At 61.1% G+C, this 13,883-nt stretch carries 11 protein-coding genes; 5 read left to right on the plus strand and 6 right to left on the minus strand.

The annotated features are described in order from the left end of the window. Window position 1: 1 nt before the first annotated feature. The 3 genes from V8P77_RS08965 to V8P77_RS08975 all read right to left on the minus strand — a co-directional run bounded on the left by V8P77_RS08965 (window position 2) and on the right by V8P77_RS08975 (window position 5,292). Window positions 2-1,909, minus strand: coding sequence for an ABC transporter substrate-binding protein (locus tag V8P77_RS08965; RefSeq protein ID WP_335911872.1), 1,908 nt, complete (start codon window positions 1,907-1,909; stop codon window positions 2-4). Further along, complete coding sequence (locus V8P77_RS08970) at window positions 1,909-3,798, minus strand: ABC transporter ATP-binding protein (RefSeq protein ID WP_335911874.1); 1,890 nt, start codon at window positions 3,796-3,798, stop codon at window positions 1,909-1,911. Before V8P77_RS08970 ends, V8P77_RS08965 begins: the two co-directional genes overlap by 1 nt. A gap of 153 nt (window positions 3,799-3,951) precedes the next feature. Continuing rightward, window positions 3,952-5,292 (minus strand): adenylate/guanylate cyclase domain-containing protein, encoded by a 1,341-nt coding sequence (locus tag V8P77_RS08975; RefSeq protein ID WP_335911875.1) that lies wholly within the window; start codon window positions 5,290-5,292, stop codon window positions 3,952-3,954. A 443-nt stretch (window positions 5,293-5,735) separates the two neighbouring features. Between V8P77_RS08975 and V8P77_RS08980 the strand changes: the two genes are divergently transcribed. Beyond that, on the plus strand, window positions 5,736-7,073 hold the full coding sequence (locus tag V8P77_RS08980; RefSeq protein ID WP_335911876.1) for a nucleotide sugar dehydrogenase: 1,338 nt from the start codon (window positions 5,736-5,738) through the stop codon (window positions 7,071-7,073). A 163-nt stretch (window positions 7,074-7,236) separates the two neighbouring features. Continuing rightward, window positions 7,237-7,611 (plus strand): tudor domain-containing protein, encoded by a 375-nt coding sequence (locus V8P77_RS08985; RefSeq protein ID WP_335911877.1) that lies wholly within the window; start codon window positions 7,237-7,239, stop codon window positions 7,609-7,611. Between the two features lie 110 nt (window positions 7,612-7,721). Here the strand turns inward: V8P77_RS08985 and V8P77_RS08990 are convergent, their stop codons facing one another. After that, on the minus strand, window positions 7,722-8,948 hold the full coding sequence (locus V8P77_RS08990) for a DUF3095 domain-containing protein (protein ID WP_335911878.1): 1,227 nt from the start codon (window positions 8,946-8,948) through the stop codon (window positions 7,722-7,724). 73 nt (window positions 8,949-9,021) lie between these two features. On the opposite strand from V8P77_RS08990, the gene V8P77_RS08995 reads away from it, so the two are divergent. Beyond that, entirely contained in the window at window positions 9,022-9,501 is a 480-nt protein-coding gene (locus tag V8P77_RS08995; protein WP_335911880.1) for a class I SAM-dependent methyltransferase, read from the plus strand. Between the two features lie 53 nt (window positions 9,502-9,554). Here V8P77_RS08995 and V8P77_RS09000 read toward each other — a convergent pair whose 3' ends face one another. Next, window positions 9,555-11,345: an ABC transporter ATP-binding protein gene (locus V8P77_RS09000; RefSeq protein WP_335911882.1), complete on the minus strand. Its 1,791-nt coding sequence runs from the start codon at window positions 11,343-11,345 to the stop codon at window positions 9,555-9,557. A 346-nt stretch (window positions 11,346-11,691) separates the two neighbouring features. Further along, window positions 11,692-12,147 (minus strand): Rrf2 family transcriptional regulator, encoded by a 456-nt coding sequence (locus V8P77_RS09005; protein ID WP_335911883.1) that lies wholly within the window; start codon window positions 12,145-12,147, stop codon window positions 11,692-11,694. A 131-nt stretch (window positions 12,148-12,278) separates the two neighbouring features. On the opposite strand from V8P77_RS09005, the gene V8P77_RS09010 reads away from it, so the two are divergent. Both V8P77_RS09010 and V8P77_RS09015 read left to right on the plus strand, forming a co-directional pair. After that, window positions 12,279-13,184: an NAD(P)/FAD-dependent oxidoreductase gene (locus V8P77_RS09010; protein ID WP_335911885.1), complete on the plus strand. Its 906-nt coding sequence runs from the start codon at window positions 12,279-12,281 to the stop codon at window positions 13,182-13,184. A 249-nt stretch (window positions 13,185-13,433) separates the two neighbouring features. Beyond that, window positions 13,434-13,880 (plus strand): DUF805 domain-containing protein, encoded by a 447-nt coding sequence (locus V8P77_RS09015; RefSeq protein WP_129419354.1) that lies wholly within the window; start codon window positions 13,434-13,436, stop codon window positions 13,878-13,880. The last annotated feature ends 3 nt before the right edge of the window (window positions 13,881-13,883 follow it).

Here is a 13,883-nt window from a genome sequence, read left to right on the forward strand (position 1 = left end):
CTCAGGCCTCCTTGTACCAGAATGCATCCGGCATGTAGACGCCGAGATAGGAGGTGGGGTCGAAGCCGTAGAGCGCTCTGTCCGGCAGGTTCTGCAGCTTGGCGGCGCGAAGGATCGGCTGCGGCGTGCTGTTGATGAGGCCGATCGAGAAGACCTGCTGCGTATAGATCGACAGCATCCTGTGCCAGATCACCTGGCGTTCCTCGAACTTCGCCGTCGAGCCCCATTGGCTGAGCAGGTTGACCAGCTCGGCTGCCTCCGGCAAGTCGGGTGCGACCCCCTCCTGGCCGGCGGAGAGGTAATGCATGCCCCAGAGCGGCCATTGCAACTGATCGTCGAGTGTGGGCGCAAGGCCGGCCGGCGACATGTCGGCCGTCGGCACGCCATTGTCGAGGCCGTACCAGATCGACATCATGATCGAACCGCTCATAGCGCGATTGCGGAAGACATCGCGCTGCGAGGTCCGGGTATAGAGCGCCAGGCCGATATTGGCCCAGTGATCTCGCACCAGTTCCAGCACGTCGGTGTCCAGATTGCTCTCGCCGGCGGTCTCGACGGTGATCTCGGCGCGACGCCCGTCCGGCAGCAGCCGAATGCCGTCGTCGCCGCGTTTGGTCAAGCTGAGTTCGTCGAGCAGGCGGTTGGCCTCGTCGGGATCGAACTTCACGAAGGCATCGGCATATTCCTGCTTGAAGAGCGGGCTATCGGGCAGGACGGTATCGGCGCTCGGCGTTCCCAGACCGTAAAAAGCGACCATGTTGATCTCGTGCCGGTTTATCGCCAACGACAGCGCCCGGCGCAGGCGCACGTCGCGGAACAGGCCGCGCCACACCTCGTCTGCACAGTTGAGGTTCGGCAGCAGCGTGATGCGCGAGCCGCGCGCCAGCTTCCAGAGATTGACCTTCACCGGGAAGCGCTTCTCGGCCTCCTTCAGGAAAGTGTAGTCGTTGAAATCGATGCCGGTCGCCTGCAGGTCGGCTTCGCCGGCCCCGGCCTTGGCGGCGATGATCGACGAGGAGGAGACGTTGAGGACAAAACGGTCGAGATAGGGAAGCTGCCTGCCGGTCTCGTCGACGCGGTGGAAGAACGGGTTGCGCTCGAAGACGAATTGCTCGGCCGGCAGTGGCGTCGTGTTGCGCCAGGGATCGAGCGTCGGCAGGTTCGGATTCTCAGGACGGTACGAGCGCGCCATCTTGATGTGCAGGTCCTGCCACTTCTTGACGCGGCTGGCCTTCATCATCTGTTCCATCTTCGCTTCGTCGGACTGAAATTTCTTGTGGAACTGCTTCAGGTAATGCGCCGGCCCGACGATGACGAGGGGCAAGGGCCCCGCCAGGGTCGGCAGGAACATCGGGTTGGGCTTTTCCCAGGTGTAGCGCACCGTCAGCGGATCGAGCATCTCGAAGCGCGGCAGGCTGCCATGCGGACGAAGCTCCAGCGCGCCGCCGCCCGGCGTCAGCTTCTCGTTCAGGATGACGTCTTCCCACCAATAGCGGAAATCGTCGGCCGTGAACGGCTGGCCGTCTGACCATTTATGACCTTCGCGTAGCGTGAAAGTGAAGACCCTCTCGTCCTCGGCGTGGAAATCGGCCAGAATATCCGGCTGGAACTGCAGGTGCTTGTCATAGCCGACCAGGCGGGCATAGCCGTAAATCGTCATGAACCGGATGTCGCGCTGGCCGCCGATGATGGTGCGCACCGTGCCGCCATAGGTGCCGGGCTGCAGCCCCATCTCCTTCAGGTTGACGATGCGTGGGCGAGCGGGAATGCGCTCGGCCATCGGCGGCAGGCTGCCTGATGCCAACCGCTCCTTGAGGAATTCCGGTTCGCCGGCCTGTTCGGCACGAAGCATCGCGGGCGCGATCGCCGCGCCGACGAGGCCGCCCAGAAAAATGCGACGCGTCACCATCAGCGCAACTCCTTGGCATCGGCGCCTTTGCGGGCGCGCACCAGATGGCCGTCGCCGAGGTCGGCATAGGCAAGCTCGGAAGCGTCGTCATGCTCGGCGGTGAAGGTCGCGCCCCAGTTCTGCTTGTCGGCGGCGCCGTTTTCCCTGAGCGCCTTGAAATCGAGCGGCCGGTCGAGATCGGGAAAGGGGACGGCGGCGAGCAGCGATTTCGTATAGGGGTGCACCGGATCGCGCAGGATGATCTCGCGCGGCGCAATCTCGACGATGCGGCCCTTGCACATCACCGCGATGCGGTCGGCCATGTAATCGACGACGGCGAGATTGTGCGAAATGAATAGATAGGTAAGCCCCAGCTCTTTCTGCAGATCCTTCAACAGGTTGAGGATCTGTGCCTGCACGGAGACGTCAAGCGCCGAAACCGGCTCGTCGAGGATGACGAGCTTCGGGCCGAGCGCGAGTGCGCGCGCGATGCCGATGCGCTGACGCTGGCCGCCTGAAAAACTGTGCGGGTAACGGCTGAGATAACGCTTGTCGAGACCGATTGCCGCCATCAGCCCTTCGACCTTGCGCTTGCGCTCATCGCTGTCGCCGCGGTCATGGATCTCGAGCGGTTCACTCAGTATGTTGCGCACCGTCATGCGCGGCGAGAGCGAAGAGACCGGGTCCTGGAACACCATCTGGATCTTGGTCCGCATGTCCTGCAGTTCGGCGCCTTTGACGGACAGGACGTCGACGACCTCCTTGCCGTCGTTGAACACCACCGCGCCGCTGTCCGGCGTGATGGCGCGCATCAGGATCTTGCTGAGCGTCGTCTTGCCGCAGCCGGACTCTCCGACCAGGCCGAGACATTCGCCGCGGCGGATGTCGAAGCTGACGTCGTCGACTGCGCGCAGGACGGTGGCTTCATGCTTGCCGAAGAAACTGCGCTTGCGCGTCTTGTAGGTCTTCGAGAGATTGGCGACGGACAGCAGGATGCCTGGCGCCTCTGCCTGGAGCGGCTTCTTCTTGCCGACCAGGGACTCGAGATTGACCGTCACATCGCGCAGCGCTTTCAGCCGCTCGCCGGGTTTCATGTCGAAATGCGGAACGGCGGCCATCAGGCCCTTGAGATAGGGATGCTGCGGATCGCGGAAGATCGCCTCGACCGGCCCGGCCTCCATGATCTCGCCGTGATAGATGACGACCACCTCGTCGGCCATGTTGGCGACGATGCCGAGATCATGGGTGATGAGCAGCATCGCCATGCCGAGCTTCGCCTGCAGCTCGCGGAGCAGTTCCAGGATCTGCGCCTGAATCGTCACGTCGAGCGCCGTCGTCGGCTCGTCGGCGATCAACAGCGCCGGCTTGCAGATCAGCGCCATGGCGATCATCGCGCGCTGGCGCATGCCGCCGGACAGTTCGAACGGATACATGTCATAGGTGCGATGTGGATTGGAGAAGCCGACCAGGCCAAGCATCTCCTCGGTCTTTTCACGGGCTTCCTGCTTGTCGGCTTCGGTATGGATCAGCAGCACTTCGCTGATCTGATTGCCGACCGTATGCAGCGGCGAGAGCGAGGTCATCGGCTCCTGGAAGATCGTCGCCATGCGCCGGCCGCGCAGGTCGCGCATCTCCTCGCTGTCGCGCGGAAAGGACAGGATATCGGTCGTGCTGCCGTCGAGCGGATCGGTGAACAGGATGCTGCCCGAGGCCTTGGCCGGATTGGGTAGGATGCCCATGATCGACTGGCTGATCACCGATTTCCCCGAGCCGGATTCACCGACGAGAGCGGTGACCTTGCCCGGAAGAATGCGAAGATTGGCTTGTTTTACGACGCGTAGCCGGTCACCGAAAACCGAGAAGGAGACGTCGAGATTTTCAATACGCAACAGATCCGCTGCAGACGCCATACCAATGAAATTCCCCAGTCTTCTATGTTCCCGTTAAGGCACACTAGCGTACCGCAAACGGGGTGTCCAGTTGATGACAATCATAGAAAAACCCCCACGTCCCGCCGAAGTTCCCCGGGCGAGACGCGCAGATTATGACAGGGTTCTAAGCTCTTACTGGATGAATTTCTCCATGCTGCTGCGCTTGACCTGTTTCTTGGCGTCGCGATGCAGGAGAATGACCTGCTCGGCTTCCGAAAGTCCGTTCTGCACGGCCTCGCGGAAGCTCTCGTCGACATTGATTGCGGGCGCCGGCGCGCGCGGCTGCAGCACCGTCACCTTCTGGCGGATGCCGCGCAGCTTCTCCTCGCCGAGCGTCGTCCATTCGCCGCCGCAATAGCCGGCGAAGGCTTGGCTGGCGACGACCTCGCGGCCGTATTTCTTGGTCAGGATCTGCAGACGTTGCACCTCGTTGACCGCCGAGCCGAAGGCGGAGAAGGTCAGGCGGTCCTTGAGGCCGACATTGCCGAACATGACGTTGCCGACATGCAGGCCGATGCCGTAGCCGACCCTGGTCAGGCCCTTCTGCTCGCGGTCCCTGTTGAGTTCGGCGACCCGTGCCTGCGCCTGATGGACGGCCGAAAGAGCCGCTTCGCAAGCAATTTTCGACGGGTCCTTGTGGCGTCCGCAAGGATAGACTGCGAGGAAGCCATCGCCGAGGAAACTCAGGATCTCGCCGCCATTGCGGTTGAAGGGGGCGGCGATCGCGTCGAAGAACTGGTTCAGCGTGTCGATATCCTGCCGGCCTTCCTTTTCGGCATACATGGTGGATTCGCGCATGTCGCCCATGACCAGCGCCGCGCGGATCGTCTCACCGTCGCCGCGGCGAATCTGGCCGTTCAGCACCCGCTTGCCGGCGTCGCCGCCTAGATAGGTGGTCAGCATGTTGTTGGCGAGCTTGCCGAGCACCGCCATCTTGGCGGCGACCGCCAGATGGTTCTGCATCCTGAGCAGCGCATCGATCATGTCGTCGGAAAAGCCGGTATTATGGTCCGTCGACCAGGAACCCATCATGCCCTGCACCGAGCCGTCGCCGAAGGGCTGCACGAAGGCGAGATAGTCGGTGATGCTGTCCTTGCGCAGGTCCTCGAAAATCGGAAATTCGTTCGGCCCATCCTGCATCAGCCGGCGGCGGATGTGCTGCAGATTGTTGTCGAGCAGGTAATAATAAGGGCTCTGCAGGAAGCGGTCCGGCTTCTGCCCGGCGGGCATGCGGAAGCCCTCGATGGTGACGCCGCTGGCGCGCCGCCAGGTGAAGCTCAGCGCATCGTAGAGCGGATGCAGCATCGAGAAAGAAAGATGCACGCGCGCAAGCGGCAGGCCTGCGGCCGTTAGCCTTTCGCAGAAACCGCGGACGATGTTTTCAAGCTCGTCTCCGGCCAGCGAGGAGTTCGTCAGCCATTCAGCGACCCGGTCCAACAGGATGGAGGACACGCTGGATTCGATCGTGCTCATTCTCGGTATGATCCCTCATAAGGCACGCCATCCCCAAGAGCCAAAAGTCCCCCCGGCCGGCACATTTTCATGCGCAGGTCACAAGGAAATCAGGATGTACGAGCGGTATTATTGTGTCAACGGATCTGCCGAAAGCCCGGCAGCGGCGCCCCTCAGCTCCCCATATCGGGGGATCGGACGGGTTGTCCTTTCCAGGTGGTTCATTATCAAAAGTCAAAATAGGGATGCTGCAAATGCGAAACAATGGGATGCGCATGTTTTTGTGCGCTCAAGTTGCAGCAAGGGCCGTCGCCGAGTCATTTCGGCCACACCCGGATAAGCATCGCAAGGGGTCGCGGCCCTGTTTTCTGCTCCTCTCGTCAGCGGAGAGACGGAGCCCGGGTTTAATTTGGCTGGAGCATGCATTAGATCAGCCTTCTCTTCCCCGTTTGAAAGATCCCGCCTTGGCCAGCTCCTCCTTCGATACGCTTTTGCAGAAGATCGAAACCCGCACGGCTCGCGCCGGCATCATCGGCCTCGGCTATGTCGGCCTGCCTCTGGCAATGGCGGTGGCGCGCAGCGGCTTTGCGGTCACCGGCTTCGACATCGACCCGGGAAAGATGGTGGCCCTTGATGCCCGCCGCTCCTATATCGACGCGGTGAGCGACGAGGCGCTGTCGGCCGAGATCGATGCGGCCCGCTTTAAGGCGACGACCGATTTCGCCGGCCTTGCCGAGTGCGACGTCGTCATCATCTGCGTGCCGACGCCGCTCACCAAGCATCGCGATCCCGACCTTTCCTTCGTCGAGGCGACGTCGCGCTCGATCGCTGCGCATTTGCGCCCCGGTCAGCTCGTCGTGCTGGAATCGACCACCTATCCCGGCACGACCGATGACGTGGTGAAAGTCATTCTCGAAGGCACCGGGCTGAAATCCGGCTCGGACTTCTTCGTCGGCTTTTCGCCTGAGCGCGAGGATCCCGGCAACCAGCACTATCATACCGCCACGATTCCCAAGGTCGTCGCCGGCGACGGTGCCGAGGCACTGGCGTTGATGAAGACCTTCTATGGTGCGGCGGTATCATCCGTCGTTCCGGTCTCTTCGAATGCGACGGCCGAGGCAGTGAAGCTCACCGAAAACATCTTCCGGTCGGTCAACATCGCCCTCGTCAACGAGTTGAAGACCGTCTATGCGGCCATGGGCATCGACGTCTGGGAGGTCATCGACGCGGCCAAGACCAAGCCCTTCGGCTACATGCCCTTCTATCCCGGCCCCGGCCTCGGCGGCCATTGCATCCCGATCGATCCCTTCTATCTCACCTGGAAATCGCGCGAGTACGAGCTGCCGACCCGCTTCATCGAGCTCGCCGGCGAGATCAATTCGGCAATGCCGCGTTATGTCGTCGGCAAGCTCGCCGAGGCGCTCGACATCCGTGCCGGCAAGGCATTGAGCCGCAGCAGGGTACTGGTGCTCGGGCTCGCCTACAAGAAGAACGTCGCGGATATCCGCGAGAGCCCGTCGCTGCGGCTGATCGAGATCATCGAGGAGCGTGGCGGACATGCAGATTATCATGATCCCTTCGTCGCCGAGATCCCGCCGACGCGCGAATACCAGGCGCTGAAGGGCCGCAAATCGGTGACGCTGACGCCTGATACCATTGCCGGCTACGATGCGGTGCTGGTCGCGACCGACCACGATCGGGTCGATTATGCGGCGCTCGCAAAAAGCGCCGCGCTGATCGTCGACACGCGCAACGTCTTCAACCGGCTCGGCCTCTCGGCCGAGCACGTCATCAAGGCGTAATTCCTTAAATTGAAATCGATTTAAGGAATTATACAGCAACTCAAAGTATTAATCCGCGCAGGTTTCTTTCGTTAAGCCAGGCTTCATCACTACGCTTTAAGCATGCTGATCTCGCCACAACCATTTCGGGGGCGGGTTGGATGAGTTTCCACGGAGGAATATCTTGAAGAGTTTTGTTGCTGCGGCTATCGCAATCGGTGTCATGTGCTCCTGCGCTTCTGTTGCATCTGCGCAGACGAAAGGCGACTGGGTTCTCGGAAACTACAAGGGCGCCGGTTATTGGTTCCCTGGCGTTATCGACAGCGCCTCAGGCGGGAAGGTCACGATCCGATATGATGACGGCGATAAGGAAACTGTTTCCTTGAGCGACGTGCGTCCCTACAACTGGGTCATCGGGATGAAGGTGGAGTGCAACTACAAGGGTGCTGGCGATTGGTATGCAGGCAAGATCACCTCGCTTGGCGGCGAGAAGATTGGTATTGCGTATGATGACGGCGACAAGGAAACCACCAGAACCGGCCGTTGCCGTTCCCGATAAAGTCGTTGCATAAACCAATGCGAGATCAGCCCGTCGCCGTCAAAGCGACGGGTTTACTTTTCTTCGGAAGAAAACTGTGCAGCGGTTAGAGCCAAAGTGCGTTGCATGAATCACGCTTGATGCGGCGCTGGAGAAAGCGCTTTGCCGGTCATCCGACTTGCGGCCACCGCATAACCGCCGGCCGCACCGTCGATGAAATGCATATGGTCGCGCGAAATTGGCGTCGGCACGAAGCAGGTCATCAGCGCCGAGGACTGCCGATGCAGGCCGTAGCGGACAATGCCCTTGGCCCGCGCCGCTTCCAGTAGCGTCTCGATCCGTTTCAGGTGTTCGGCGTCGACGTCGATCGTCATCTTCAGCCCGTCATCGAACTTGCGAAAATCGGAATTGCCGGCGACGTCGCGCTTGTAGCGGCGGGCGTCGAAGCGGCCGAGCGGAATGCCGAGCTTGTAGCACACGACGGTGATGGCAAGCTGCAGGAAGATGATGAGCTTCTGCCGCAACCGCCGGCCAGCCGGCGCGGTGGCCTTGGCCTCGCGGTTGATGCCGTGCAGCGAGAAGGCAAGGTTCGGACCATCAACTGGCACCGGATGGCTGTCCCGGTTCTGCTCGGTGGTGATGGCGACGATGCCGTTGACGAGGTCGCGAAATTCCTGCCCCGGCCGCCCTTCGCCGGGAATCGCGATGATCGAGACGATCTCGCCGTTGCGCGCATCGATCGGGCTCCAGCGGCAGGAGAGGCCGTTAAGATCGGGCCGCGTTCCGGCAGGTGCACGGGCAACGCCGTAACGGCCGAGCTTCATCTGTTTTTCGGCCCAGCTGGTGCCGCCGCCCCAGAACATCGCATAGGTGACATAAGGGCTTGCGGAGTAACGTGCGACGCGGACGTCGAGGCCCTCGGCGCGGGTGTCGGCGACCGGCACGATGGCGATGCGCAGCGTCAGGCCCAAATCCTCCTCGACCCAGATCTGGACGGCGGCAAGGGCGTCGCGCGCCTGCCTTTCCAGCGAACCCGGAAGCGCAATCAGCGCGCCGTCGCCGCCGAAGACGAAGGGATAATCGCCCTTGCCGACGGAATTCAACACCGCCGATATGACGCTGGCGCCCGCCATGTTGACGTCCTTGTAACGGCCGGCGGCGATCGCCGGCGTCGAGCCGACGATGTCGGCCAGCGCGAGCACCCATCCGTCCGGCAGCGGCCGGTAATTGGCGGCGTCGGTCACGCCCTCGAATTCGCTGAAGAGCGGCACTTCGGCAAAGAAATCTTCGTCGGTCACGGTTTTCATATCGTCCAGCTTAGCACAGACCCATGTCGCCACTGCAACGCCAATTCCCATTTACGGCAATCGACTTGGCAAGGTTTCATGTGGTAGCACGCGCTCACGATTTTTCATCACGGATACGGATTAGATGAGCCGCCTCGACAGCTTCATTCGCCGGTTGACGGCTCAACGCGACATTCTGAACTCGATCATCGATCTGGTTGGAGAAATACAGGGCCCGGTGCTGGAATTCGGCCTCGGTAACGGCCGCACCTATGATCACTTGCGCGAGAACTTTCCCGGCCGGCGCATTGTCGCCTTCGACTGGGAAGTGCGCTCCTATTCGGCCTCGACACCAGAGGCACAAGACATGGTGACCGGCAATATCCGCGAGTCCGGCCAGGCCTTCGTCGGCATCGGTGCAGCCCTGGCCCATGCCGATATCGGCACCGGCCATGACGAGATCGACGCGGTGACGCTGACCTGGCTGCCGCAACTGATAGCCGGCGTGCTCGCCCATAACGGCATCGCCGTCAGCGGGCTGCCGCTGGAGCATCCCGAGCTGATGGCGCTGCCGCTCCCAGATGGCATCAAGGAAGGCCGTTATTTCCTCTACCGAAGGACGTAAAGGATAGCATCGGCAGCAGTTCAAAGTGCTATAGCGCCGCTATCGTGTTTCGGTTACGCCACCAGACCCTTGGTCAGTTCCAGCGCCTGCCGTTCGAACAGCCGTCGATAGATACCGTTATTGAGCCGGATCAGCGCCTGGTGGTCGCCTTCTTCGACAATATTTCCCTTGTCGAACACCAGCAGCCGGTCCAGTGCTCGCACCGTGGACAGCCGGTGGGCGATCACCAGCGTCGTGCGGCCGTTCATCAGGCGCTCCATCGCCTGCTGGATCTGCACTTCGCTCTCGCTGTCGAGGCTCGACGTCGCCTCGTCCAGGATCAGCACCGGCGCATCAGCCAGGAAGGCACGGGCAATGGCGACACGCTGCCGCTCGCCGCCCGACAGCTTGACGCCGCGTTCCCCGACCATCGTCTCATAGCACTTGGGAAGCTCCATGATGAAGTCGTGGGCACTGGCCTGTTTTGCCGCCTGCTCGATCTCGCGCCGCGAGGCGTTCGGCCTGGAATAGGCGATGTTTTCCGCCAGCGTGCGGTGGAACAGGATGGGCTCCTGCTGCACGATGGCGATCTGGCCGCGCAGGCTTGATTGCTTGACCGCCGCGATATCCTGTCCGTCGATGCGGATTTCGCCCGAGTTCACGTCATAGAGCCGCTGGATGAGCTTGACGAAGGTCGTCTTGCCGGAGCCCGAATGCCCGACCAGGCCCACGCGCTCACCCGGCTTGATGGTGACCGAAAAATCCTCATAAAGGGGGGTGGGATGCGCCCCATACTGGAAAGTGACACGATCGAAGACGATCTCGCCCTCGCCAATCTCGATCGGCGTGGCGTTCGGCTTGTCCTCGATGCCGAGCGGCATCTTGTCGAGCAGCACCAGTTCTTCCATGTCGTTGACGGCACGCTGCAGATTGCGGATGTCCTGGCCGACATTGCGCAGATAGCCTTGCAGAACGAAGAACATGGCCAGCACGAAGGTGATGTCGCCAGGCGTCGCCAACCCCTGCTGCCACATGACAAGGCCCGTTCCCAGAATACCTGCCTGCATGGAAACCATCATGAAGCCCTGGATCGTGCCGCTCAATGTGCCGCGCTTCCATGTCCGTCGCGTCCGGCTGTCCCATTTGGTCAGCACGTGGCGCAAGCGTCCCTCTTCGCGGTTTTCAGCGCCGAAGGCCTTGACCACCGAATTGCAGCTGATGGCATCTGCCAGCGCACCACCAAGCTTGGTGTCCCAGGCATTGGCAAGCCGTGCCGCCGGCGACACGAAGCCCATGGAAAGCGCCACGGTCACGCCGATATAAATCAGCGACCCCGCAACCACGATCAGGCCCATGATCGGCCAGTAGCTGCCGAGTACGATGCTGGCGCCCACCAGCATGACGATGGACGGCAACAGGGCGACCAGCAGCAAGTCGTTGAGCTGGTCGAGCGCCCACATGCCGCGGGTGATCTTGCGCACCGTCGAACCGGCAAAGCTGTTGGCGTGCCAGTCGGTCGAGAACCGCTGCACCTTGTGGAAACCGTTATTCGTCACATCCGCCATGGTGCGCAGCGTAAGCCGGATAATGCCGTTGAAGATGAACCAGCGCAGCGCCACGCTGGTCAGGCCCAGTGCCACGACGATGACGAAGGCGCGCAGCGCCCGGTCAGCGGCATTGCTGCCGGCAATGGCATCGACGATCTGGCCGGAAAAAACCGGCACCATGACTTCTGCCAGCGTGCTTGCTATCACCAACACGATGATAACGCCCACTAATGCCGGCCGATGGCGCCAATGATGGAAAGCAAAGCCGAGCACATGGCGATAGGCATCGGCGCGGAAATCGAGCTTCTTGCGAGTCATTTTAATCGCTCGGCGCCGTGTTCGGCAACCGGTCCTCAAAAATAGAGAGTTGGATGGCACAGCCCAAGCGGGAGACGAAATGATCCCGTCAGATCAATCGGGCTGTGAATTAAGGGAAAACCGCATGTCGGGCGCGCTCGAGGCGGGCCGCGAATGGAAATGACCTAGCGTCGGAACATTCCGTGCGGGAAGGTTTCGATGATTGCTGGTGTCATGCAACGCCTCCCTTATGTTCGAACTAAAGCGGTCAGCGTTTTGTACCGAAGCAATTCGCCATTGCCAAGCGGAAATTTGCAACCTTACGGAAAGTGATGCGGAAACGACACACCCTGTGAGCTTCGACCACTTAGGAGGCGCAGGAATAGGATGTGGCCGGGCGCGTGGCCAGTTTCGCCTCGAAGTCGGCCGCGATTTTGTCCAGCGTCACGCCGCCCAGCCGCTGGAGGAGCAGGGCCCGGGCCTCCTTCATAGCGTCGCCGAGGGCGACATTCACCGCCTGTTCCACCAGGCATTCCGGCTGGTCGTCGGCTGGGCCGATGGCGAAGAGATGCGGCTCGCCGATGGCGCGGTAGACGTCGAGCAGGGTGATGTCAGACAAGGGACGCACCAGCGTCCAGCCGCCGCCATGGCCCTTTTCGGAGCGGACGTAACCCTGTTCGCGAAGGCCGGCCATGGTGCGGCGAACGACGACGGGATTGGTGTTCAGCATTTTCGCAATCATCTCGGAGGTCGCCGAATGCTGGTGCTTATCCATGTGGATCAGCACGTGCAGCATGCGTGAAAGGCGGCTGTCGTTGCGCATGGTTCTCTTCCTGTCGGTCGGACGGGTCATTATCGCAAGCGGATCGTAACAAGACAAGTAACATGATGCTTGACGACGTCATGTCACGTAACTTATGTTGAGTCATGAGTTCGATATCAAGGGAGAGTTCCATGTCGTTCGAAGCCATCGTCATCGGCGGAAATTTTGCCGGCCTTTCAGCCGCCATGCAGCTGGCCAGAGCGCGGCGGCGGGTTCTGCTCGTCGATGCCGGCGCGCCGCGCAATCGGTTTTCCGAAGCCTCGCATGGGTTCCTCGGCCAGGACGGCCAGACACCGGCGGCGATCATGCGCGAGGGAAAGCGGCAGCTTTCGCTTTATCCGACCATCACCATTCGCGAGGGGAAAGTCGTCCGGGCGCACAGCGATGGTGACACGTTCATTATCGGCACCGAAGACGGCGGCGAAGAACGAGCCGCGCGCATCGTGCTCGCAACCGGCGTCAGCGACACGCTGCCCGAAATCCCCGGCCTCAAGGAGCGATGGGGCCGCTCGGCGCTGCACTGCCCCTATTGCCACGGTTTTGAGGTCAGCGGCGGCAAGCTCGGTGTCCTTGCAAACCATCCGCATTCGGCCCATTCGGCCATGATGATCCCGGACTGGGGAGCGACGACCTTTTTCACCCAGGCGCTGTTCGAGCCCGATGAAGAGCAATTGGCGAAGCTGACTGGCCGTGGCGTCCGGATCGAACGCAACCCTATCGTGGAATTGTTGGGCGACAATTTAAAGCTTGAGGCCGTTCGCCTCGCCGATGGCCGCGTCGTGCCGCTGGACGCCATCTTCGTCGCGCCGAAAACGACGATGGCGAGCCCGGTTGCCGAACAGCTCGGCTGCGCCTTCGACGACGGCCCGTTCGGGCCAATCATTCGGATCGCCGATAACAAGGAAACCACCGCCAAGGGTGTCTTCGCCGCCGGCGATGCGGCAAGCGCCATGCACAATGCCACGCTCGCCTCCGCCTCAGGCGTGCTCGCCGGCGTGCATTGCCATCAATCGCTTGTCATGCAGTCGACCGCATAAGGTGGAAACAGCAAGTTAAACGGGTTGAATTCTTCCCCAGCAGGTCAGGGACCTTCACGTCCATCTCATCACCGAGGTGAAAATCTCAACGCGTTAATCAGTGCTTTTAAAATAATGAGCCGATGCAACCGACTCATTGCAATTTCTACGTTTGAATTGTAGCTGTTTTCATCTGAACAACTATCAAGCAAGACGATGGTGGGACCGTGGATCACCGCGCTTGCAGCGAGCAGAAACGGGGGTATTAAAATGGGGTTTACTGAAGCTGTTCGGACAGTTCTGACGCAGAAATATGCAACCTTCTCTGGCCGGGCCTCCCGCTCGGAGTTCTGGTGGTTTCAGCTGTTCTACGTGCTTGTACTGATCGCATTTTTAATCGTGGCCGGTTTGGCCGGTGCCTTTTCCGATACTCAGGATGGACCTTCGTCACTGTTATTCGCTTTCGGGGGCGTTGGCGGATTGTTCGCGCTTGCAATGTTTTTGCCGCAGATATCTCTTCAGGTTCGCCGCTTCCATGATCGCAACATTTCCGCTTGGTGGTATCTCGCACTGTTTATCCTAAGCATGATTCCCGCCGTCGGGTTCATTGCGGGCATCGCGATGCTGGTGATTACCGTGCTCAGGGGCACAGAAGGCCCAAACAAGTTCGGGCCGGATCCGCTGCGTCCGGAAATAAGAGCAGAGGTCTTTGCCTAGAGC

It is taken from the genome of Rhizobium aouanii (assembly GCF_037002925.1).
GTDB classification, from domain to species: domain Bacteria; phylum Pseudomonadota; class Alphaproteobacteria; order Rhizobiales; family Rhizobiaceae; genus Rhizobium; species Rhizobium aouanii.